We start from the raw sequence: 21407 nt of genomic DNA, 5'->3' as shown, positions 1-21407 counted from the left end.
GCCCGGTCCCGGCGCCTCGCGGGCGACGGGACCGGGCCGACGGGGGCGTCAGGCGCCGACGCGGTACCGCACGAACTCGGTGATGGTGCCACCGACCTCGGAGACGACCTGGCCGACCGTCTTCTTCGGGTCCTTCGCGAGCGGCTGGTCGACGAGGACGACGTCCTTGAAGTAGCCGTTCAGACGACCCTCGACGATCTTCGGGAGCGCGGCCTCGGGCTTGCCCTCGTTGCGCGAGGTCTCCTCGGCGATGCGGCGCTCGTTCTCGACCGTCTCGGCCGGGACCTCGTCGCGCGACAGGTACGTCGGGGACATCGCGGCGACGTGCTGCGCGACGTCCTTCGCGACGGCCTCGCCCGCGGCGTCCGTGGCGACGACGACGCCGATCGACGGCGGCAGGTCGCGCGCGGTGCGGTGCAGGTACGCCGTGACGCGCTCGCCCGCGACGCGGGTCACGCGGCGCAGGACGATCTTCTCGCCGAGCGTCGCGGCCTGGTTGTCGATGACCTGCTGGACGGTCTCGCCGTCCGCGTCCGCGGCGAGCGCCGCGTCCGCGTCGCGCGCGCCGGCCTCGGCCGCAGCCTTGAGGACGCGGTCCGCGAGCGAGATGAACGTGTCGTTCTTGGCGACGAAGTCCGTCTCGGAGTTGAGCTCGATGAGCGTCGCGACCTGGCCACCCTCGGTGTCGCGGATGTCGACGGCGATGAGGCCCTCGGAGGTCGAGCGGCCCTCGCGCTTGGCGACGCCCTTCAGACCCTTGACGCGGATGATCTCGAGCGCCTTCTCCGCGTCGCCGTCCGCCTCGTCGAGAGCCTTCTTGACGTCGAGCATGCCGGCGCCGGTGCGCTCGCGCAGCGCCTTGATGTCAGCGGCGGTGTAGTTCGCCATGGTGGTTCCTCACTCGTGGTTCGTCACGGGTTCTTCGTCACGGGTACGTGCTGGGGGCACCGTGGCGGTGCCCGGTGCGCCGGTGGGACGGCACGGGGTGGGGGGGGGGGGGGCCCCGCGCCACCCGCGGCGTGAGGGTGGTGGCGGGGGGGCGGGGGGGGGGGCGCCGGGCGGCCCGGCGGGGGGGGGGGGGGCCCGGGGGGCCGGCGGGGGGCGGGGGGGGGGGCCGGGGGGGGGGGGGGGGCGGGCGGGGGGGGGGGGGGGGGCCCCCCCCCCCCACCCCGGGACGTCACTTGGTCTCGTCGGCCTCGGCGTCGGCGACCACGGCCTCCGCGTCGGCGACGGCGGCGACCTCGGCAGCAGCCTCGGCCACGACCTCGGCGGCGGCGTCGCCCGGCTCCTCGGCGGCGACCTCGGCAGCAGCCTCGGCGACCTCCTCGGCCGCGGCGGCCTCGACGTTCGCCTCGGCGGCGGTCTCGTCAGCCTCGAGCTGCTTCTCGGCACCGGCGAGGAGCTCGCGCTCCCACTCGGCCAGCGGCTCGGCCTCGGCGCCCGCCTCGGCCTCGGCGCCCGAACGGCCCGAGTGGCGCTGGAGCAGACCCTCGGCGACGGCGTCCGCGATGACGCGCGTGAGCAGCGTCACGGAGCGGATCGCGTCGTCGTTGCCCGGGATCTTGTAGTCCACGACGTCGGGGTCGCAGTTGGTGTCCAGGATCGCGACGATCGGGATGTGGAGCTTGCGCGCCTCGTCGACCGCGAGGTGCTCCTTGTTCGTGTCGACGATCCACACGGCGGAGGGGACCTTCGCCATGTCGCGGATGCCGCCGAGCGTGCGGGCGAGCTTGTCCTTCTCGCGACGCAGGACGAGGAGCTCCTTCTTGGTGAGCGACGAGCCGGCGACGTCGTCGAAGTCGATCTCCTCGAGCTCCTTGAGGCGCTGGAGACGCTTGTGCACCGTGGTGAAGTTGGTGAGCATGCCACCGAGCCAGCGGTGGTTCACGTAGGGCATGCCGACGCGCGCGGCCTGCTCGGCCACGGGCTCCTGGGCCTGCTTCTTGGTGCCGACGAAGAGGATGGAACCGCCGTGCGCGACGGTCTCCTTGACGAACTCGTATGCGCGGTCGATGTACGACAGCGACTGCTGGAGGTCGACGATGTAGATGCCGTTGCGCTCCGTGAAGATGAAGCGCTTCATCTTCGGGTTCCAACGGCGGGTCTGGTGCCCGAAGTGGACACCGCTCTCGAGGAGCTGGCGCATGGTCACGACGGCCATGACACGTCCTTTCGCCGTGCGGCCCGGGATCCACCCGGTGCGCGCACGCTTCTGGCGGCCCCTCCCGTGGGACGGACCGCGGTGCGGTTGTCGGTGACGACCCTGGTGGTCGCACCCCTGGCGTCACCCGTGCCGACGCCTGCGACGCACCGTTCGAGCAGGTGCGGGCAGGACCGACGCCGGACGCGGCCCCGCCCGGTCCGGCGGAGCCGGGAGGATGGGCGAGGACGTGACGCGCGAAGTCGACCGGCTCCGTCCTCGGCCGAGGTGATCACCTCGGGCCGGGCACGGCGAACGCGCCGGTCGCAGCGGCAAGTCTACCCGACGGCAGGGCCGACCACAGCCGCCGGTCCCGTGCGTCGTCGCGACCCGCCGTCCACAGGCCGCCGACTCCCGCCGCCCGGCCGCGACCTGCGTCGGGCACCCTGGCGCGATGGCTCTCGACCGTACCCCTGCGACCGTCCGACGACGTGCGGTGGCCCTCGTGCTGACCGCGCTCCTGCTCGTCCTGGGCCCACCGGCGCCCGCCGCCCCGGGCGGGCCCCTGGACGCCCCCGCCGGCGCCTCCCCCGGCTGGGTGCCGCCGCTCGACCGCGCGCCCGACGCGCTCGGCGTGCTCGCACCGTTCGACCCGCCGCTGCACGACTGGCTGCCCGGCCACCGGGGCGTCGACCTCGCCGCCGCCGCCGGCGAGACCGTCCTCGCCCCCGCACCCGGGGTCGTCACGTTCGCCGGCCCCGTCGCGGGCCGCGACGTGGTGGTCGTCACGCACGACGACGGGCTGCGCACGTCGCTCGAGCCGGTCACCGCCGTGGCACCGCGGGGGACGCGCGTCGCCGCGGGTGACGTCGTCGGGACCGTGCAGGGCTCCCCCGGCGGCGAGACCGTCGCGAGCCACTGCGCGGCCGCCTGCGTGCACTGGGGCGTGCGACGGGGCGAGCGCTACGTCGACCCGCTCGCGCTGCTCGGCGAGCGGCCGCCGATCGTGCTCCTCCCGCTCGGGGAGCCGTGACCGGACGACGATGCCCCGGCGTGCTCAGGCGCGTGGGAAGGCCTGCTCGAACGAGCTGCGCAGCCGCTCGGCCGTCACGTGGGTGTAGCGCTGCGTCGTCGCGAGCGAGGAGTGCCCGAGGATCTCCTGGACGCTGCGCAGGTCCGAGCCGCCCGCGAGGAGGTGCGTCGCGGCGCTGTGCCGCAGGTCGTGCGGGGCGACGTCGTCGACCCCCGCCGCGAGCGCGAGCCGGTGCACGGCGTCGCGCACCTGCCGCTGCCCCCACCGACCGCCCCGGTCCCCGACGAGGAGCGCCGCGCCCGACCGCTCCGTCACGAGCCCCGGCCGCCCCGAGTCCAGCCAGCGCGTCACGGCCCGTGCCGCCGGGACGCCGAACGGCACGACGCGCTCCTTGTCCCCCTTGCCGAGCACCCGGACGACCCGCTGCGACAGGTCCACGTCGTCCACGTCGATACCCGCGAGCTCGCCCACGCGGATCCCGGCCCCGTACAGCAGCTCGGCGGCGGCCCACTCGCGCAACCGGGCCGGGTCGCCCGCGGCCGCCGCCTCCCGCGCGGCATCGAGCAACCTGCCGGCCGCGTCGGCCGTGAGCACGGTCGGCAGGGTGCGCGGGACGCGCGGGCTCGCGAGCCGGGCCGCCGGGTCCGCTACCACGCGCCCGGTCCGCCGCGCCCAGTCGAAGAACGCCCGCGCGGCCGCACCCCGGCGCGCGAGCGTCGCCCGGGCGAGCCCGCGCTCGGACTGCTCGGTCAGCCACGCGCGCAGGGCCGCGAGGTCGACGTCCTCCGGCGACGACGCCCCGTTCCGCACGGCGTGGCCCAGGAGCGACTCGACGTCGCCCGTGTACGCGCGCACCGTGTGCGCGGACGAGCCCTGAGCGACCTCGAGATGCGTCCCGAAGTCCGCGAGCGCCGCGTCGAGCGCGGGCGGCAGGGCGTCGGGCCGGCGCTCGTCGGGCGTGTCGGCGTCGTCGGGACGGGTCGTGCGGGTCACTCCCCCAGTCTCGCGCGCGGCACCGCACGTCCGCGGGAGGCGCTCCGCGGCTCTGCCCGGAGGCCCGCACGCCCCCTCCTCCGCGCCGACTCGTCGCCACCCATGCTCCGTGCGACGCGGCGGCTCTGCGCGCGTTCCGCCGGGCTCCCTCCTCGGCTGGCCCTCGTCGTCTCCGCCCGGCACCTCCGCCCGGCACCGTGACGCCGCCCGGCCGGCTCCTCACCCCGCGCGCACGCGCCGCCATCCGCCCGGCGTCCGCTCTGCCAGACCGCGGACCTCGAGCCGACCGAGGGCACCGACAGCCTCCGGGACGGCGAGCCCCGCCGACCGCGCGACGGCGTCCGTCGGGGCGCCCGACCGCAACGGCAGCGCGTCCCACGTCCGGGTCTCCACGGCGTCGAGCCCGTCGTACACGGCGTCGCGGGGTGTCCTGCGGGTCCCCGCGGCCGGCGCCGCGGGCGCCGCGTCCCGTGCCAGCGCTCCGGCCAGCTCCGCCACCTCGTCGGCGTCGGTGACGCACACGGCGGCCCCGTCGCGCAGGAGACGGTGGCAGCCGGTCGACGCCATCGAGGTCACGGGTCCGGGGACGGCGCCGACGGGCCGCGAGAGCTCGGCCGCGCGGACCGCCGTGCTCAGGGACCCCGAGCGCCAGGCCGCCTCCACGACCACGGTCGCACCCGCGAACGCCGCGATGAGCCGGTTGCGCAGCAGGAAGCGGACCCGGCTGGGCACGGAGCCTGGTGGCACCTCCGACACCACGGCACCTCCGGTCCCGACGACGGCCCGGAGGAGCTCCGTGTTGCCGACGGGGTACAGCCGGTCCACCCCGCCGGCGAGGAACGCGACGGTCGGACCGCCCGACACGAGCGCCGCGCGGTGGGCCGCGGCGTCGATCCCGTAGGCGCCGCCCGAGACGACCGTGAACCCGCGCGTCGTGAGGCCCGACGCGATCTCCCCCGTCACGTGGCGCCCGTAGTCCGTGCAGGCGCGTGCCCCGACCACGGCGACGGAGCGCGCGGCCAGCGCCGCCAGGCGGTCCGACCCGCGGACCCACAGCGCGAGCGGGCGACCCGGACCCAGGTCGTCGAGGGCCGTTGGCCATCCCGGGTCGCCCGGGACGACGAACGAGCCGTCGAGCCGGTCGAGCACGCGGAGCTCGCGGCGCGGGTCGAGACCCTCCAGCCGCGGGGCCCAGCGCGCGACGGCGCGCAGGAGCCGCGCGACGGGCCCGCTCCGCGGGTCGCGACCGGGCGCGGGCCGGTCGTCGCCGGCTGCCGAGGCGCCGGGTCCGGCCCCTCCGAGCAGCGGCCCCAGCCCCGCCCCACCGTCGCCTGCGACCTCCGCGAGCCCGACGAGCTCGCGGCGAGCCTGCGCCGGGTCGTTCACCGCCTCGACGAGCCAGGCCAGCGCGGCCGAGGCCCCGAGCTGCTCGACGAGCGCGACCGCGACCTCGTCCCCGGGCTCCGCCAGGCGCGACCACGCCGCCCGCGCGAGCCGGTCGTCGTTGACGTCGAAGACCGGCCGCACGGGAGCCGTCGGGGCCGCCCGCCGCTCAGCCACGGTAGCCCCGCGTCCGGAGCGCGAGCCCGGCCCCGACGTCGGCGCGCGTAGGTGCGGCGTGCCCGGCGAGGTCGGCGACCGTCCAGGCGAGGCGCAGCACACGGTCCGCGCCACGCAGGCTCAGCGTGCCGCGGTCGAGCGCGGTGTCGACGTCCGTCAGCAGGCTGGGATCGGGACCCAGCCGGTCGCGCAGCCAGGTGCCGGGCACCTCGGCGTTCGTCCGCCACGGCGTCCCCGCCAGGCGCGCGGACGCCGTCTCCCGGGCGGCGGCGACCCGCCGCGCGACCGCCGCGCTCGACTCCGGCCGCCCGGCGTCAGCACGCTCGACCCGGGTGACGGGTCGGACCTCGACCTGGACGTCGACGCGGTCGAGCAGCGGACCGGACAGCCGGCCGAAGTAGCGGCGCTGCGCGACGGGCGAGCAGGTGCACTCGAGTCCCTTCCCGACGCCCTTGCCGCACGGGCACGGGTTCGCCGCGAGGACGAGCTGGAAGCGCGCGGGGTAGCGCGCCGTCCCGCCGGCACGATGGATCACGAGCTCGCCGTGCTCGAGCGGCTGCCGCAGGGTCTGCAGCACGCGCGCCCCGAACTCGGGCGCCTCGTCGAGGAAGAGGACCCCGCGATGGGCGCGCGACGCGGCGCCGGGCCGGGGCAGGCCGCTGCCGCCCCCGACGATCGCCGCCGGGGTGGCCGTGTGGTGCGGGTCCTCGTACGGCGGGCGGCGGACGAGCCCGGACCCCGGGTCGAACACCCCGGCCACCGAGTGGACGGCCGTCACCTCGACGGCCTCGCCCTCGGTGAGGTCGGGCAGGATCCCGGGCAGCCGTGACGCGAGCATCGTCTTGCCCGCGCCCGGCGCGCCGACCAGCAGCAGGTGGTGCCCGCCCGCGGCGGCGACCTCGAGCGCGTGCCGCGCCTCGTGCTGCCCCACGACGTCCGCGAGGTCGCCCGGCTGCGGTCGCACGGCGGCCGGGCGGGGCACCACGACCGGGGACGCGGCACCGCCCGGGTCGTCGAGCGACGCCCCGTGGAGCCGGGCGACGTCGGCGAGGGTCGTCACCCCCACGACGCGCGCGCCGGGCACGAGCCGGGCCTCCTCGGCGTCGGCCGCCGGCACGACGACGTCGAGGAACCCGGCGGCGACGGCCGCGGCCACCGCGGGCAGGACGCCGCGCACGGGCTGGAGGCGGCCGTCGAGGCCGAGCTCCCCGAGGTGCACCACGTCCTCCACGGCGCGCGCCGGGACGACCTGCGCGCCGGCGAGCAGCGCTACCGCGATCGCGAGGTCGAAGCCCGTGCCGGACTTGGGCAGCGCCGCGGGCGAGAGGTTGATCGTGACCTTGCGCTGAGGCCACGGGATACCGGACGAGGTGACGGCAGCACGCACGCGGTCGCGCGACTCGCTGAGCGCCGCGTCCGGGAGCCCGACGAGCACGAAGCCGGGCACCGAGGCCGCGAGGTGCGCCTGCACCTCGACGACGTGGCCGGACAGCCCGACGAGCGCGACGGCGCGGGTCGTCCCGAGGCCCATCAGGCGCTCACCCCGACGAGGTGCTCCACCTGCGCGGCGCCCGCGCGCGCCACGAGCACGGCCACGACGTCGATCCGGACGGACCGTGCGCGCACGTCGTGGGTCGCGAGCCACTCCCCCGTGAGCCGGCGCAGGCGACCGAGCTTCGCGGGCGTCACGGCCTGGGCAGGGTGCCCGAACCCGGTGCCGCGACGCGTCTTCACCTCGACGGCGACCAGCACGTCCCCGTCCAGCGCGACGACGTCGAGCTCGCCGCGCGTCCCGCGCCAGTTGCGGTCGAGCAGGGTCCAGCCCGCCTCGACCAGGTGGGCCGCGGCCACCCTCTCCCCGTACCGCCCGACGGCGTCCTTCGCTCCCATGGGCTCACCTCCGCCGCCCACCGTGGGCGACGGGGAGGAGCGGCGCCAGCGACCCGCGACCGCCTGTGGACGGGACTACGAGGAAGCGGCCTTGTGGACGGCCAGGACCGCGGTCAGAGCTGTCAGAGCTGGAGCTCCGCCTTCGCGAGCTCCTCGACGTTGACGTCCTTGAAGGTCACCACGCGGACCGACTTCACGAACCGCGCCGACCGGTACACGTCCCACACCCACGCGTCGGCGAGCCGCAGCTCGAAGTACACCTCGCCCGCGGCGGACCGCACCTGGAGGTCCACCTGGTTCGCCAGGTAGAAGCGGCGTTCGGTCTCCACCACGTACGAGAACAGGCCCACCACGTCGCGGTACTCGCGGTACAGCGCGAGCTCCATCTCGGTCTCGTAGTTCTCGAGGTCTTCGGCGCTCACGCCTCCATCATGGACCATCGAGCGCTCCGCGCCCGCCTCAGCTCGTGGGCAGGCCGGCGTCGGGGTCGAGCTCGAGGACGTCCACGGGCTCGCCGTACGCGGGGGCGTCGAGGGCCTCGTCGCCCCGCTCCGGCAGCCGCCAGGACCGGCGGTGCTGCGGCGTCGGGCCGTGCTCGCGCAGGGCCTCGACGTGCGCCGCCGCGCCGTAGCCCTTGTTCTGGTCCCACCCGAAGGCGGGGTACTGCCGCGCGAGGCTGGTCATGAGGCCGTCGCGCTCGGTCTTCGCGAGCACGCTCGCCGCGGCGACCGACGCGCACTGGAGGTCGGCCTTGACCAGCGTGCGCACGCGCGGGTCGACGATCCGCTCGTCGTCGTGCGGGTCGAGGTCGAACGCCTCGAAGAGGTCGACCGCCGACGGGCGGCTGAGCCAGTCGTGCTTGCCGTCCAGGAGGACCGCGTCGACGTCGCCGACCGTGCGGCGCACCTGGGCGAGCGCGCGGCGGCCCGCGAGGCGCAGCGCGCCGACGATGCCGTGCGCGTCGATCTCGGCAGGGCCGGCGTGCCCCACGGCCCACGCGACCGACCACGAGCGCGCGAGCGGCACGAGGGCCTCGCGCGCGGCCGCGGTGAGGAGCTTGGAGTCGGTGAGGCCGGGCGGGCACGGCTTCGTGGCGAGGTCGACGACGACGACGCCCACCGAGACCGGGCCCGCGAGCGCGCCGCGGCCGACCTCGTCCATGCCGGCGACGAGCCGGGCGCCGTCGCGCAGCATCGCGCGCTCCTGACGCAGGTCCGGACGACGACGCGCGGGCGCGCGGCGCACGCGCGCCGGTGCCGCCGGCGCGACGGGCGCCTCGGCGGACGCGGGAACGGCGGGAGGCGCGACGGCGTCGAGCGTCACGGCTCCACCTCGGGCACGTCGGCGAACACGTCGCCGGGGTTGCGCAGCAGACCGAGGTGGGACAGCGGCCAGACCTTGACGAACGCCGTCCCGACGACGTTGCCCATCGGCACGAACCCGCCACCGGGCTTGCCCGTGTTGTAGCGCGAGTCCGCCGAGTTCTGCCGGTTGTCGCCCATGACGAACAGCATGTCCTCGGGCACGGTCCGGTCGAACGGGTCCTGGCTGGGGATCGAGCCGGGCTTGATGTAGGTCTCGTCGACCGACACGCCGTTGACGCTCACCCGCCCCTCTGCGTCGCAGCACACCACGTGGTCGCCCGGCGTGCCGATCACCCGCTTGATCAGGTGCTCGCCGGTGTCCTGCGGCAGCAGACCGATGAAGGTCAGCGCCGCGCGCACCGCCTCCGACACCGGGCTCTCGGCCTGCGGCACCGGCGGCGGCAGCCACCCGCCCGGGTCCTTGAACACCACGATGTCGCCCCGGTGCACGTCGAACGCGCCCGGCACGAGCCGGGACACCATCACCCGGTCGCCCTCGACCAGCGTGTCCTCCATGGACGCGCTCGGGATGAAGAACGCCTGCACCAGGAACGTCTTGATGAGCAGCGACAGCACCAGCGCGCTGACCACGATGATCGCCGTCTCGCGCAGCAGCGACGACTTCCGCGCCGGGCGCTCACCGGACCCCCGGCCCGACCGGTGCGCACCGGGCTCCGCGAGATGCTCCCCGTGCTGCGGGGTCTCCTCGTCGTCGCGAGGACCGAGCGCCGCGCGCTCGGTACCGGCGTCGGGCTGCGGGCCGCGGGGCGGGGCGCTGTCGGTCACGCGTTCACAATGCCACCTCCGGCCGACTTCCGAGAAACGGACCGGCTCCCGGACCCTGGGTCCGGGGACGACGACGGCGGCCGTCCCGAGGGGACGGCCGCCGTCGTACGAGCGGAGCGGCAGTGTCAGTCGACGGTCCGTCGACGGTCTGCCGACAGCCGATCAGCGAGCGGGCGCGGTGTCGCGCTTCTCCTTGATCTTCGCCTTCTTGCCGCGCAGCGCGCGCAGGTAGTACAGCTTGGCGCGGCGCACGTCGCCGCGCGTCACGACCTCGACCGAGTCGATGGACGGCGAGTGCACGGGGAACGTGCGCTCGACACCCACGCCGAAGCTGATCTTGCGGACCGTGAACGTCTCACGGATCCCGCTGCCCTGACGGGCGATGACGACGCCCTGGAACGCCTGGACGCGGGAGCGGGTGCCCTCGACGACCTTGACGTTGACCTTGAGCGTGTCACCGGGGCGGAACTCCGGGACGTCGCTGCGCAGCGATGCTGCGTCGACGCTGTCCAGCGTGTGCATGTGCTTCTCCTCGTCCGCCACAGGTCGGACGCGTGCTCGTGGCCCGGGCGCGCCGGGCCGTCGTCGTCTGTCGGTGGGGTGTGCCGTGCTGCGCGCGGACGGTCGACCACCTCGCGGTCGTCGACCCGTCGTGCCAGTCCGCCCGAGGATCCGGGCGCGGGCTCCCCTGTGGCAGAGGTTCCGGGGCGGCACACACCGATCGACCATTCTGCCACACCCGGAGGGTCTGCCGGCAGCCCGGCCGGTCCTGGACCCGCCGCCCGGCCGACCGGACGTCAGGGAGCGCCGTGCGCGGCGCGGTCGAGGCGACCGTCGACGACGGTCCACCCCGCCTCCGCGAGGACCTCCAGGTCGTGCCGGTCGAGCGCGTCGACGGCGAGCGCCCGCACCATGTCCGGCCGTCGCGCGGCGGTCCGGCGCAGGGCCTGGTCGCGGCGCCAGCGGTGGATCCGCGCGTGGTGGCCCGACAGCAGCACGTCGGGCACCTCGAGGTCGTCCCACGCCGGCGGCTTCGTGTACACGGGGTACTCGAGCAGGCCCGCGGCGCCGTGCGACTCCTCCACGAGCGACTCGGGGTTGCCCACGACGCCCGGCAGCAGCCTGCCGACCGCCTCGACCATCACGAGCGCGGCGACCTCTCCCCCGTTGAGGACGTAGTCGCCGATCGACAGCTCGCTGACCCGCATCCCAGCGGACCGGTAGTGCTCGGCGACGCGCGCGTCGATCCCCTCGTAGCGCCCGCAGGCGACGACGAGGTGCTCCTCGGTCGCGAGCGCCTCCGCCGTGCGCTGCGTGAAGGTCTCGCCCGACGGCGTCGGCACGACCAGGTGCACCGCGCCCGCGCCGCCGCCGTCGGCCGTCCCCGTCGTGAGGCCCGCCACGTCGTCGATCGCGCGGCCCCACACGTCGGGGCGCATGACCATGCCCGCCCCGCCGCCGAACGGCGTGTCGTCGACGGTGCGGTGCCGGTCGGTCGTCCAGTCCCGCAGGTCGTGGACGCGCAGGTCGAGGATCCCGGCGGCACGCGCCTTGCCGACGAGCGACAGGTCGAGCGCGGCGAGGTAGTCGGGGAAGATCGTGACGACGTCGATCCGCACGTCAGGCCTCGCCGTCGGCCGCGGCGTCCTGCGAACCCGTCGCGCCGTCGTCCGCAGGGTCGCCCGCGCCCGGCGCCGCGACCTCCAGGCGCTCGGCGTCCGACGCGAGGAGGCCACCCGGCGGGTCGAGCACGACCCGGCCGCCGGCCACGTCGACGAGCGGGACGATCTGCCGGACGAACGGGACGAGCGTGCGGGCCCCGCCCGTCTCGCGCAGCACGAGGACGTCGTGCGCGGGCAGGTGCTCGAGGCCGTCGATGCGACCGAGGGCCCGGCCGTCCGGGTCCTCCGCGCGGAGCCCGACCAGCTCGTGCGGGTACCACGCGTCCTCCTCGTCGGACGCCTCGACCTCGACCACGAGCTCGACGCCGCGCAGCGCCTCCGCGGCGGTGCGGTCACGGACGCCCTCGAAGCCGACGAGCCACCGCCCCTGGTGCACCCGCACGGTCCCGACGGTCAGCGGGCCCGCCGTCGCGGGACGCGTCTCCAGGCGCTCGCCCACCGCGAGGCGCTCCTCGGGCTCGTCGGTGCGCAGGTCGAGCGCGACCTCGCCACGCAGTCCGTGCGCCTTGCCGACGCGCGCGACGGTCAGCTCCATGGTCGTCACTCCTCCGGTGGTCCTGGTCGGGATGGTGCCGGGTCGGCACGGGGTCGGGCGGTGGATGCAGGAAGGCCCGGCCCGCCGGTCGGCGGGCCGGGCCTTGCCCGTGGCCCCTCGCGGGGCACGATGGTGCGGGCCTCAGCGGCGGTCGACGTCCACGACGTCGACGCGGACCGGCCCGTCGGTCGCGAGCGCGCCGATCACCGTGCGCAGGGCACGGGCGGTGCGCCCGCCGCGGCCGATCACGCGGCCGAGGTCGTCCGGGTGCACCCGGACCTCGAGCAGGTCACCGCGACGCAGCGTCTTCGCGTTCACCCGGACGTCGTCCGGGTTGTCCACGATGCCGCGCACGAGGTGCTCGAGCGCCTCGGCGATCATCAGGCCTGCTCGTCGGCAGCGGCCTCGTCGGCCGCGTCGGCGGGCTCCTCGGCCGGAGCCTCGGTCTTCTTCTCGGCAGCCTTGGCCTTGACCTTCTCCGCGTCCGCGGCGGCGGCCTCGATCGCGGCGGCCGGGTCGACCTTCTCGCCCTTGACCTTGAGCGTGCCCTCGGTGCCGGGCAGGCCCTTGAACTTCTGCCAGTCGCCCGTGATCTTGAGGAGCGCGAGCACCTGCTCGGTCGGCTGCGCGCCGACGCCGAGCCAGTACTGGGCGCGGTCCGAGGTGATCTCGATGAACGAGGGCTCCTCGGTCGGGTGGTACTTGCCGATCTCCTCGATCACGCGACCGTCACGCTTGGTGCGCGAGTCCGCGACGACGACACGGTAGTACGGCGCACGGATCTTGCCGAGACGCTTCAGACGAATCTTGACGGCCACAGTGGTGGTCTCTCCTGGTTCTGGTTCGGGCGAACCCGGACCCGTCCCGTGGGGACAGGACGAGGAAGGGGTTCAGGACACGGCACGCGCCGGAGAGAGGGGCCGGGGCACGCCGAGTACCGGGACATTGTGCCAGACCGGACCGGCCCGGACCAACCTGCGCGACGGCTCAGCCGGCGTGCGGGGCGACGATCTCCCCACGCAGCACGATCGCCGTCGGGGCGCGCAGGACGCCGACGTCCTCGCGCGGGTCCTGCGGGTACACGACGAAGTCCGCCGACGCGCCCTCGACGAGCGACGTGTAACCGAGGTACTCCCGGCCCTGCCAGCTCGCCGCCGCGACGACCGCCGCGTCGGGGATGCCGGCGGCCACGAGCTCGGCGCACTCGTCCGCGAGGCGGCCGTGCCCGATCGTCCCGCCCGCGTCGGTCCCGACGAGGATCTGGATGCCCGCCTCGTACAGCGCCCGGGCCTGCTCGTACCGGCGCTCGTGGAGCCGGCGCATGCGCGCCGCGAAGACCGGGTACTTCCCGTCGGCCTGCCGGGCGATCGCCTCGAACTGCCCGACCTGCAGCAGGGTCGGCGTGACCGCGATCCCGCGCTCGGAGATCTCGTACATGAGGTCCGGATCGATCCCCGTGCCGTGCTCGATCCCGTCGACGCCCGCGGCGAGCAGGGACGGGATCACCTCCTCGGAGAAGGCGTGCACGGTGACGCGCGCGGCCTCGGCGTGCGCGGCGGCGACGGCCTCGGCGAGGACGTCGTCGGGCCACAGGGGTCGCAGGTCACCGTCGGCCCCGAGGTCGCGGTCGATCCAGTCGCCCACGATCTTCACCCAGCCGTCGCCCTGGCGCGCCTCGCGGCGGACGGCGTCGGGGAGCTGCGCGACGTCGTCGAGCTCGAGCCCGTAGCTCCGCAGATAGCGCTTGGGGCGCGCGAGGTGGCGGCCGGCCCGCACGAGCCGCGGCAGGTCGCGCCGGCCGTGCACCCACCGCGTGTCGAGCGGCGAGCCGGCGTCGCGCACCAGGAGGACGCCGCTGTCGCGGTCCGTGAGGGCCTGGTCCTGGGCCGTCGCCGCGTCGACCGCGCCCTGCGCGCCCAGGCCGACGTGGCAGTGCACGTCGACGAGGCCGGGCAGGGCCCAGCCCTCGAGCTCCACCATGTTGGTGCCCTGGGCGGACGGTCGTGTGAGGCTGATCCGCCCGTCCTTGACCCACAGGTCGCCCACCTCGCGGTCGTCGCCGACGATGACGTGGCCGCGGACGTGCAGCGTGGGGCCTTCCAGCGCGGACATGCGGCTCCTGGGTGAGGACGGTCAGGACGGGCGGCCCGGTTCGCGGGCACGGGGCGGCACCGGAGGGTGCCACGGACATAACCTAGCGCCACCTGGCGACCGAGCGGCTGCGGGACGCACCCGGGACACGACCCGGCGCGCCCGGAGGGCGGCGGCCGGGTCAGCGGCCGAGCAGCTTCTCGAACCCCGGCGGGAGCTGGAGGTCGTCGGGCGTCGTGCGCGCCGGCTCGGCGGGGCTGCCGACGCCGAACGCCGACCCGGCGGGCGCGGACGGCCCGGTGGTCTCCCCCGCCGCGCGGGCGGCGGCCGCGCGCTCCTGCGCGGCGCGCTTCGCCGGGTTGCCCGACTTGCCCTTGACCTTGCGCTGCGGCGCCTGGCGCCCGCGAGCCTTCTTGCCGCCCATGCCCGGCAGGTTGCCCATGCCGGGCATGCCCGGCATGCCGCCGCCCCGGCTCATCTGCCGCATCATCTTCTGCGCCCCGGCGAACCGCTCGAGGAGCTGGTTGACGTCGCTCGTGGTCACGCCGGACCCGCGCGCGATGCGCGCGCGGCGCGAGCCGTTGATGATCTTCGGGTTGTCGCGCTCCGCGGGGGTCATCGAGCGGATGATCGCCTCGATGCGGTCGACCTCGCGCTCGTCGAAGTTCTCGAGCGCCTCGCGCATCTGGCCCATGCCCGGGAGCATCCCGAGCATCTTCTTCATCGAGCCCATGTTCTTCATCTGCTGCATCTGCACCAGGAAGTCCGCGAGCGTGAAGTCCTGCCCCGTGGCGACCTTCTCCGCCATCTTGGCGGCCTGCTCGGCGTCGAACGCCTTCTCGGCCTGCTCGATGAGCGTCAGGACGTCGCCCATGTCGAGGATGCGCGACGCCATGCGGTCCGGGTGGAACGCCTCGAAGTCGGTGAGCTTCTCACCGGTCGAGGCGAAGAGGATCGGGCGCCCGGTGACGCCGCGCACGGACAGCGCGGCACCGCCGCGCGCGTCGCCGTCGAGCTTGGTGAGCACGACGCCCGTGAAGTCGACGCCCTCCTCGAACGCCTTCGCGGTCGCGACGGCGTCCTGGCCGATCATCGCGTCGATGACGAACAGGACCTCGTCGGGCTGCACGGCGTCGCGGATGTCCGACGCCTGCTGCATGAGGACGGCGTCCAGGCCGAGGCGGCCCGCGGTGTCGACGATGACGACGTCGTGCTGGCGCTGGCGGGCGGTCTCGACGCCCTCGCGCGCGACGGCGACGGGGTCGCCGATGACGTCGTCGACCTCGACCCCGCTCTGGTTGCCCGGGTGCGGGGCGAACACCGGGACCCCGGCGCGCTCGGCGACGACGCTGAGCTGGGTGACGGCGTTCGGCCGCTGGAGGTCCGCGGCGACGAGGAGCGGCGTGTGCCCCTGCTCGCGCAGGTGCAGGGCCAGCTTTCCGGCCAGCGTCGTCTTGCCCGCGCCCTGGAGGCCCGCGAGCATGATGACCGTCGGCGGCGTCTTGGAGAACCGCAGCCCGCGGCTCTCGCCGCCGAGGATGCCGACGAGCTCCTCGTTGACGATCTTGACGACCTGCTGCGCCGGGTTGAGCGCGCCCGACACCTCGGACGAGAGCGCCCGCTCGCGCACGGTCGCGCTGAACTCGCGCACGACGGGCACCGCCACGTCGGCGTCGAGCAGCGCGCGCCGGATCTCCCGGATCGTCGCGTCGATGTCCGCCTCGGACAGCCGGCCCTTCGAACGCAGGTTCTTGAAGGTCGAAGTCAGTCGGTCCGACAGCGTGTTGAACACCGCGTCATCCTCACCAGTCGTCGGAAGTCTCGTCCGCGTCGGCGCTCCCGCCTGCCGTCGCCCGGGTCCGGGTCCTGGTCCGGTTCAGGGCTGGCAGAGGACGGGCCGTCCGCGAGGGACCAGCCTACCCGGCGGCGTCCGGTTCTCCCGGCACGTCCCTCGGCGCAGCCCCCAGCACCCGCAGCGTCTCCCCGACGAGGTCGTCGACGAGGCGTGCACGCCAGGCGGTCCACGCGCTCGGGCCGAGGGACGACGCGTCCGCCTCGGTGAGCGCGCGCAGCACCCGGAGGAGGTCGGGCCGGTGGTCGACGGCGTCCGCGAGCTCGGCGACCGTCGCCGGGTCGTCCGGGTCCTCGCTCACCGCGAGCCGGGACAGCGTCAGGTGGTGCCGCACGAGACGCTCCACGTCGGCCACGACCTCGGGCTCGAAGCCCATGCGGCCGAGGATCGCGGGCACCAGGCGCGCGCCCTCGACCGAGTGGTCGACGGCCCCCGCGCGCTTGCCGACGTCGTGCAGCACGGCGGACAGCAGGAGCAGGTCCGGGCGCTCGACGTCCTTGCGGCCCCGGGCCGCCCGCGCCACGACCTCCACGAGGTGCCGGTCGACGGTGTGCCGGTGCACGGCGGCGCGCTGCGGACGGTTCCGCACTCCTGCCCACTCCGGGATCCACGTGGTCACGACGCCGGCGAGGTCGAGCGCCTCCCACACCGCGACCTGGGCGTGCCCCGACCCGAGGAGAGAGAGGAACGCCGCCCGCGCGGCCCGCGGCCACGGCTCGGGCAGGGGCGGGCACCGCGCGAGGCTCGCGACCGAGACGGGCGAGAGCGTCAGGCCGGTCCGCGCGGCGGTGGCGGCGGCCCGCAACGAGAGCATCGGGTCTGTCTCGGGGTGCGCGTCCACGGCAAGCACCAGCTCGCCGTCGTGCTCGACGAGCCCGTCGCCGACGGACCGCAGCCGGGGCGCCGTCCGACGCCCCCGGACGAGCACCGGACGCCGCGTGACCGACGGCCGCTGGAGCGCCTGGCGGGCGCGCCGGACCGTGGTGTCGAGCGCGTAGGAGACCTCGCGGCCCGCTGCCGCGAGGCTCGCGAGCAGCTCGTCGGGGTCGTCGAAGCCGGAGAGCGCGGCGACCTCGTCGAGGTCGGCCAGCAGGAGCCTGCTCGTGTGCCGGCCCGTGACGACCTGCAGGGTGTCCCGCACGTCCAGGAGGTGCGCGTTCGCGCGGTCGACCGACCCGTGCGGACGGTCCGTGAGCCACGTCGCCGCGAGCGCCGAGAGCACGACGGCGTCTCGGATGCCGCCGCGCGACTCCTTGAGGTCGGGCTCGATGAGGTACGCCAGCTCCCCGGACCGCTCCGCGCGCTCGCGCGTCGAGGAGAGCAGGTCGGGCAGGCGGCGGCGCGACGCGGAGCGCCAGTCGGTGAGGACCGCGGAGGACGCGCGGTGCACGACGACGGCGTCGCCGGCCACCGCGCGCACGTCGAGCCAGCCGACGGCCGCGGGGACGTCCTTGGACGCCACCTGGCGGCACTGCGAGAGCGAGCGCACCGCGTGGTCGAGGTCGACGCCGGCGTCCCAGAGCGGGTACCACAGGCGCTCGGCGACGCGCGCCACGTCGTCGGCCGCGTGGCTGCGGCCGTCGTGGACGAGGACGAGGTCGAGGTCGCTCGCGGGCCCCATGTCGCCCCGGCCCAGGCTGCCCACCGCGGCGAGCGCGATGCCGTCCGGCGCGACGCCGTCGGTCGCCTCGCGCCACAGGCCCTGCAGGGACGACGTCACGAGGTCGACGACGGCGGCCCGGCGGGCGACGCCGCTGCGTCCGGGCCCGCTCATGGACCGCGCGACGTCGAGCATCCGCGCGCGGAGGTCCCGCACCCCGTCGGGGTGCGGGACCTCCGCGCTCTGCTCGCCCGGCTGCTGCCCGAGGCGTCCCGCCGATCCCCCCGCGACCCCGCCCGTGGTCGGGGTGTCGGCGTGGTCCGTCATCCGATGGTCCGTCGCCTCACAGGGCGCCGGGGCCGTGCTCGCCCGTGCGCACGCGGGCGACGTCGTCCACCGGGACCGTCCAGACCTTGCCGTCGCCGATCTTGCCCGTCTGCGCCGCCTTGACGATCACCTCGGTGACCACGGCCGCGTCGGCGTCGTCGACGAGGACCTCGACGCGGACCTTGGGCACCAGGTCGACCGTGTACTCCGCACCGCGGTAGACCTCGGTGTGGCCCTTCTGGCGCCCGTAGCCGCTGGCCTCGCTGACCGTCATGCCCCGCACGCCCGCGGCCTCGAGCCCCGACTTCACGTCGTCGAGCCGGTGCGGCTGGATGATTCCCGTGACGAGCTTCATGCCCGCACCTCCTTGATGACGCTGCCCTGCTGGATGGACTCGTACGCCGTCTCGCCGTGGACCGCGAGGTCGATGCCCCCGACCTCGGCGTCCTCGCTGACCCGCCAGCCCATCGTGGCCTTGAGGACCAGGCCGATGACGAGCGTGGTGGCCGCCGAGAAGATGATCGCGACGAGGGCGATGAGGACCTGCACGACGAGCTGCTGCGCGCCGCCGCCGAAGAACAGGCCCGTGTCGGTGGCGAGGAAGCCGATCGCGACGGTACCCCAGAGGCCGGAGACCAGGTGGACGCCGACGACGTCGAGGGAGTCGTCGTAGCCGAACCGGTACTTGAGGCCCACCGCGAGGGCGGAGAGCGCGCCGGCGACGAGGCCCAGGACGATCGACGTGACGGGGTTGAGGGCCCCGGCGGCCGGGGTGATCGCGACGAGGCCCGCCACGACGCCGGAGGCCGCACCGAGCGACGTCGCGTGGCCGTCGCGGATCTTCTCCGTGAGGAGCCAGCCGATGATGCCCGCCGCGGTGGCGCTCGTCGTGTTGACCCAGGCGAGGCCCGCGGTCTCGTTCGCCCCGAAGGCCGAGCCCGCGTTGAACCCGAACCAGCCGAACCACAGGAGGGCCGCGCCGAGCATGACGAACGGCAGGTTGTGCGGGCGCATCGGCTCCTTGCCGAAGCCCTTGCGCTTGCCGATGAGGATCGCGAGCACGAGGGCCGCGACACCGGCGTTGATGTGGACGACGGTGCCGCCCGCGAAGTCGATCGGCGCGACCGTGGCGGCGCCGTCGGTGACGCCGAAGATTCTCGCCGCGAGCCCGTTCTCGTTGCCCGAGAGGAAGCCGCCGCCCCACACCATGTGGGCGAGCGGGAAGTACGTCACGGTGACCCAGATCGCCGTGAAGGTGAGCCAGGTGCCGAACTTCACGCGGTCGGCCAGCGCCCCCGAGATGAGCGCGACCGTGATGATCGCGAACGTCACCTGGAACGCGACGTCCACCACGTTCGGGTAGTTGCCGAGCGTGCTCGCCACGGCGCTGCCGTCGGCGTCCGTGATCGCCCCCGAGAGTCCGAACTGCGCGAACGGGCTGGCGACGAGGCCGCCCGTCCCGGCCTCGCCGTAGGACATCGACCAGCCCCACAGCACGTAGACGACGCCCACGACGGCCATCGCGCCGAACGACATCATCATCATGTTCAGCACGGACTTGGCGCGGACCATGCCGCCGTAGAAGAACGCCAGTCCGGGCGTCATCAGGAGCACGAGGGATGCTGAGGTCAGCATCCACGCGGTTGCCCCGGTGTCCCACTCCATCGGATCATCTCCCCTCGCCAGCCGGGCGGCCGGTCGGGGACTACGGTGGTGCGGGCGGGTTTCCCCCGCGGTGTCACCGTGTTACGCGGGTGTGACAAGCGCCGCTCGGACGTAAACGTTCCGTTTCACCCCCGTGCGGGGGCGGCGCGGCGTCCGGATCGCGACACCCTCGTGATCACAGCGTGACACGATCGTGACCCGGGGCGAGAAGCCCCTCAGTCGCCGAGGAGCCCGTCGACGAACTGCTCCGGGTCGAACGGCGCGAGGTCGTCCGGCCCCTCCCCCAGCCCGACGAGCTTCACGGGGACGCCCAGCTCACGCTGCACCGCGACGACGATTCCTCCGCGTGCCGTCCCGTCGAGCTTCGTCAGGACGATGCCCGTCACGCCGGCGACCTCGCCGAACACGCGCGCCTGGTTGAGGCCGTTCTGCCCGGTGGTGGCGTCGAGCACGAGGAGCACCTCCGACAGCGGCGCCTCCTTGGTGATCACGCGCCGGATCTTGCCCAGCTCGTCCATGAGGCCCTGCTTGTTCTGGAGCCGTCCGGCCGTGTCGACGAGCACGACGTCGGCGCCCTCGCTGCGACCGCGGCGCACGGCGTCGAACGCGACGGCGGCGGGGTCCGCGCCGTCGCGGTCGGACCGCACGGTCGGGACGCCCACGCGCGAGCCCCAGGTCTCGAGCTGGTCCGCCGCCGCGGCGCGGAACGTGTCGGCCGCGCCGAGCACGACGCTGCGGTCCTCCGCGACCAGCACGCGCGCGAGCTTGCCCACCGTCGTCGTCTTGCCCGTCCCGTTCACGCCGACGACGAGCACGACGGCCGGCACCGGGCTCCCGTCCTCCCCGGCGTGGGGGGACGTCGCGAGCGACCGGTCGAGCGAGGGGTCCACGAGCGCGACGAGCTCCGTGCGGAGCAGGTCGCGGACGCTCGCGGCGTCCCGGACGCCGAGGACGCGGACCTTGGTGCGCAGCGCGTCGATGAGCTCACCGGCAGGACCGGCGCCCACGTCGGCCAGCAGGAGCGTCTCCTCGAGCTCGTCCCAGTCGTCCTCGGTGAGGTGGTCGCGCGAGAGCACGGAGAGGAGCCGCGCACCGAGCGGCGAGCCGGACCGCGCGAGCCGCTCACGGAGCCGGACGAGGCGGCCGCCGACGGGCTCGGGGCGCTCGACCGTCGGGGCGGGGGCCGCCTCCTCGACGGGCGGGGCCTGGACGTCGGCGCCGGGCGGCGCCGTCACGGCCTCGCGGGTCTCCGGCGGCGCGGCCGGTGCGGAGGGCGGGGGCTCGACGACGTCGCGGCGACGCCGGCGGACCGACACGGTCCCGAACGTGACGAGGCCGACGAGGAGCAGGACGCCGAGGACGATCCAGAGCGGGAGGAGGTCGTTCACCCCGGAAGTCTCTCAGACGCGGGCGGAGGCCACGCGGTGGTCGCACGCTGGTCGCGCGCGCGTCGCAGTGTGCGTCACGCCTGCGGGGGTCGCTCCCCCGTGTGCAGCGGCCGCACGCGCTCGCGCGCGCGGTGCAGGACGTCGGTCAGCTCCTCCGCGTCGACGTACGCGCGCGACGTCACCTCGGTCGCGGTGAAGAAGTCGTCGATGCTCGTGTCGACCGGCCGGGGCATGCGCACGGTCCCGACGTGGTGCGCGTCGAGGTTCCCGCGGCGGCGGCGCCGACGCAGCCCCGAGCGGAAGTCGCGCCAGAACGCGCGCATCCCCTGCTCGCCGGACCGGTCCCCCTGCGCACCCGTGGCCTGGGCCTCCGAGCGCGCGACGACGCTCGCGAACAGGAACACGACGGCGGCGACGCCGAGCGTGAGTCCCAGCCACACGAACATCCAGACCATGAGGTCCAGTATCCGGGTCGGCGCACGCGGCGCGACCCGCGCCACG

At 75.2% G+C, this 21407-nt stretch carries 22 protein-coding genes; 1 reads left to right on the top strand and 21 read right to left on the bottom strand.

The features are described from left to right. Window positions 1–48: 48 nt before the first annotated feature. Both tsf and rpsB read right to left on the bottom strand, forming a co-directional pair. Complete coding sequence (tsf, locus tag ACFC2L_RS11165; RefSeq protein WP_375824377.1) at window positions 49–888, bottom strand: translation elongation factor Ts; 840 nt, start codon at window positions 886–888, stop codon at window positions 49–51. Between the two features lie 289 nt (window positions 889–1177). Then, entirely contained in the window at window positions 1178–2161 is a 984-nt protein-coding gene (rpsB, locus tag ACFC2L_RS11160; RefSeq protein WP_375824376.1) for a 30S ribosomal protein S2, read from the bottom strand. Window positions 2162–2594: 433 nt separating this feature from the next. On the opposite strand from rpsB, the gene ACFC2L_RS11155 reads away from it, so the two are divergent. Beyond that, window positions 2595–3173: a M23 family metallopeptidase gene (locus ACFC2L_RS11155; protein ID WP_375824375.1), complete on the top strand. Its 579-nt coding sequence runs from the start codon at window positions 2595–2597 to the stop codon at window positions 3171–3173. A 24-nt stretch (window positions 3174–3197) separates the two neighbouring features. Here the strand turns inward: ACFC2L_RS11155 and ACFC2L_RS11150 are convergent, their stop codons facing one another. From ACFC2L_RS11150 to ACFC2L_RS11060, 19 genes are all read right to left on the bottom strand, one after another. Next, a complete protein-coding gene (locus ACFC2L_RS11150; protein WP_375824374.1) occupies window positions 3198–4166 on the bottom strand; it encodes a tyrosine recombinase XerC in 969 nt (322 codons plus the stop codon). A 219-nt stretch (window positions 4167–4385) separates the two neighbouring features. Then, window positions 4386–5726 (bottom strand): DNA-processing protein DprA, encoded by a 1341-nt coding sequence (dprA, locus tag ACFC2L_RS11145; protein ID WP_375824373.1) that lies wholly within the window; start codon window positions 5724–5726, stop codon window positions 4386–4388. Next, on the bottom strand, window positions 5719–7257 hold the full coding sequence (locus ACFC2L_RS11140; protein ID WP_375824372.1) for a YifB family Mg chelatase-like AAA ATPase: 1539 nt from the start codon (window positions 7255–7257) through the stop codon (window positions 5719–5721). Before ACFC2L_RS11140 ends, dprA begins: the two co-directional genes overlap by 8 nt. Next, window positions 7257–7616, bottom strand: a complete 360-nt coding sequence (locus ACFC2L_RS11135; RefSeq protein WP_047232652.1) for a YraN family protein — start codon at window positions 7614–7616, stop codon at window positions 7257–7259. Before ACFC2L_RS11135 ends, ACFC2L_RS11140 begins: the two co-directional genes overlap by 1 nt. A gap of 122 nt (window positions 7617–7738) precedes the next feature. Further along, window positions 7739–8038, bottom strand: a complete 300-nt coding sequence (locus ACFC2L_RS11130) for a DUF2469 domain-containing protein (RefSeq protein ID WP_024840525.1) — start codon at window positions 8036–8038, stop codon at window positions 7739–7741. A 37-nt stretch (window positions 8039–8075) separates the two neighbouring features. Next, window positions 8076–8939, bottom strand: a complete 864-nt coding sequence (locus ACFC2L_RS11125; RefSeq protein ID WP_375824371.1) for a ribonuclease HII — start codon at window positions 8937–8939, stop codon at window positions 8076–8078. Further along, entirely contained in the window at window positions 8936–9766 is an 831-nt protein-coding gene (gene lepB, locus ACFC2L_RS11120) for a signal peptidase I (protein WP_375824369.1), read from the bottom strand. Before lepB ends, ACFC2L_RS11125 begins: the two co-directional genes overlap by 4 nt. Before the next feature lie 162 nt (window positions 9767–9928). Further along, window positions 9929–10288, bottom strand: coding sequence for a 50S ribosomal protein L19 (rplS, locus tag ACFC2L_RS11115; RefSeq protein ID WP_253051275.1), 360 nt, complete (start codon window positions 10286–10288; stop codon window positions 9929–9931). A gap of 275 nt (window positions 10289–10563) precedes the next feature. After that, window positions 10564–11385 carry a tRNA (guanosine(37)-N1)-methyltransferase TrmD gene (gene trmD, locus ACFC2L_RS11110; RefSeq protein ID WP_375824368.1) on the bottom strand — a complete coding sequence of 274 codons (822 nt, stop codon included), beginning with the start codon at window positions 11383–11385 and terminating at the stop codon, window positions 10564–10566. A gap of 1 nt (window position 11386) precedes the next feature. Continuing rightward, window positions 11387–11983 carry a ribosome maturation factor RimM gene (rimM, locus tag ACFC2L_RS11105; protein ID WP_375824367.1) on the bottom strand — a complete coding sequence of 199 codons (597 nt, stop codon included), beginning with the start codon at window positions 11981–11983 and terminating at the stop codon, window positions 11387–11389. A 141-nt stretch (window positions 11984–12124) separates the two neighbouring features. Continuing rightward, window positions 12125–12364, bottom strand: coding sequence for an RNA-binding protein (locus ACFC2L_RS11100; protein WP_024840519.1), 240 nt, complete (start codon window positions 12362–12364; stop codon window positions 12125–12127). Continuing rightward, the gene (gene rpsP, locus ACFC2L_RS11095) at window positions 12364–12801 is read right to left on the bottom strand and encodes a 30S ribosomal protein S16 (protein WP_375824366.1); all 438 of its coding nucleotides are present in this window, start codon (window positions 12799–12801) and stop codon (window positions 12364–12366) included. The genes ACFC2L_RS11100 and rpsP overlap by 1 nt, the downstream gene beginning before the upstream one ends. Before the next feature lie 169 nt (window positions 12802–12970). Next, window positions 12971–14095, bottom strand: a complete 1125-nt coding sequence (locus tag ACFC2L_RS11090; protein ID WP_375824365.1) for an amidohydrolase family protein — start codon at window positions 14093–14095, stop codon at window positions 12971–12973. Window positions 14096–14255: 160 nt separating this feature from the next. Next, complete coding sequence (gene ffh, locus ACFC2L_RS11085) at window positions 14256–15866, bottom strand: signal recognition particle protein (RefSeq protein WP_375824364.1); 1611 nt, start codon at window positions 15864–15866, stop codon at window positions 14256–14258. A gap of 124 nt (window positions 15867–15990) precedes the next feature. Next, on the bottom strand, window positions 15991–17853 hold the full coding sequence (locus ACFC2L_RS11080; protein ID WP_375824363.1) for a [protein-PII] uridylyltransferase: 1863 nt from the start codon (window positions 17851–17853) through the stop codon (window positions 15991–15993). Window positions 17854–17869: 16 nt separating this feature from the next. Continuing rightward, a complete protein-coding gene (locus tag ACFC2L_RS11075; RefSeq protein ID WP_375824362.1) occupies window positions 17870–18208 on the bottom strand; it encodes a P-II family nitrogen regulator in 339 nt (112 codons plus the stop codon). Then, window positions 18205–19518, bottom strand: a complete 1314-nt coding sequence (locus ACFC2L_RS11070; protein WP_375824361.1) for an ammonium transporter — start codon at window positions 19516–19518, stop codon at window positions 18205–18207. The genes ACFC2L_RS11075 and ACFC2L_RS11070 overlap by 4 nt, the downstream gene beginning before the upstream one ends. A gap of 215 nt (window positions 19519–19733) precedes the next feature. Then, a complete protein-coding gene (ftsY, locus tag ACFC2L_RS11065; protein ID WP_375824360.1) occupies window positions 19734–20906 on the bottom strand; it encodes a signal recognition particle-docking protein FtsY in 1173 nt (390 codons plus the stop codon). Window positions 20907–20980: 74 nt separating this feature from the next. Beyond that, entirely contained in the window at window positions 20981–21361 is a 381-nt protein-coding gene (locus ACFC2L_RS11060; RefSeq protein WP_375824359.1) for a hypothetical protein, read from the bottom strand. Window positions 21362–21407 lie beyond the last annotated feature (46 nt).

It is taken from the genome of Cellulosimicrobium sp. NPDC055967, assembly GCF_042269845.1.
GTDB lineage: Bacteria > Actinomycetota > Actinomycetes > Actinomycetales > Cellulomonadaceae > Cellulosimicrobium.
The sequence above is the reverse complement of the archived record's forward strand: the minus strand, read 5'-3'. Positions and strand labels throughout refer to the sequence as shown.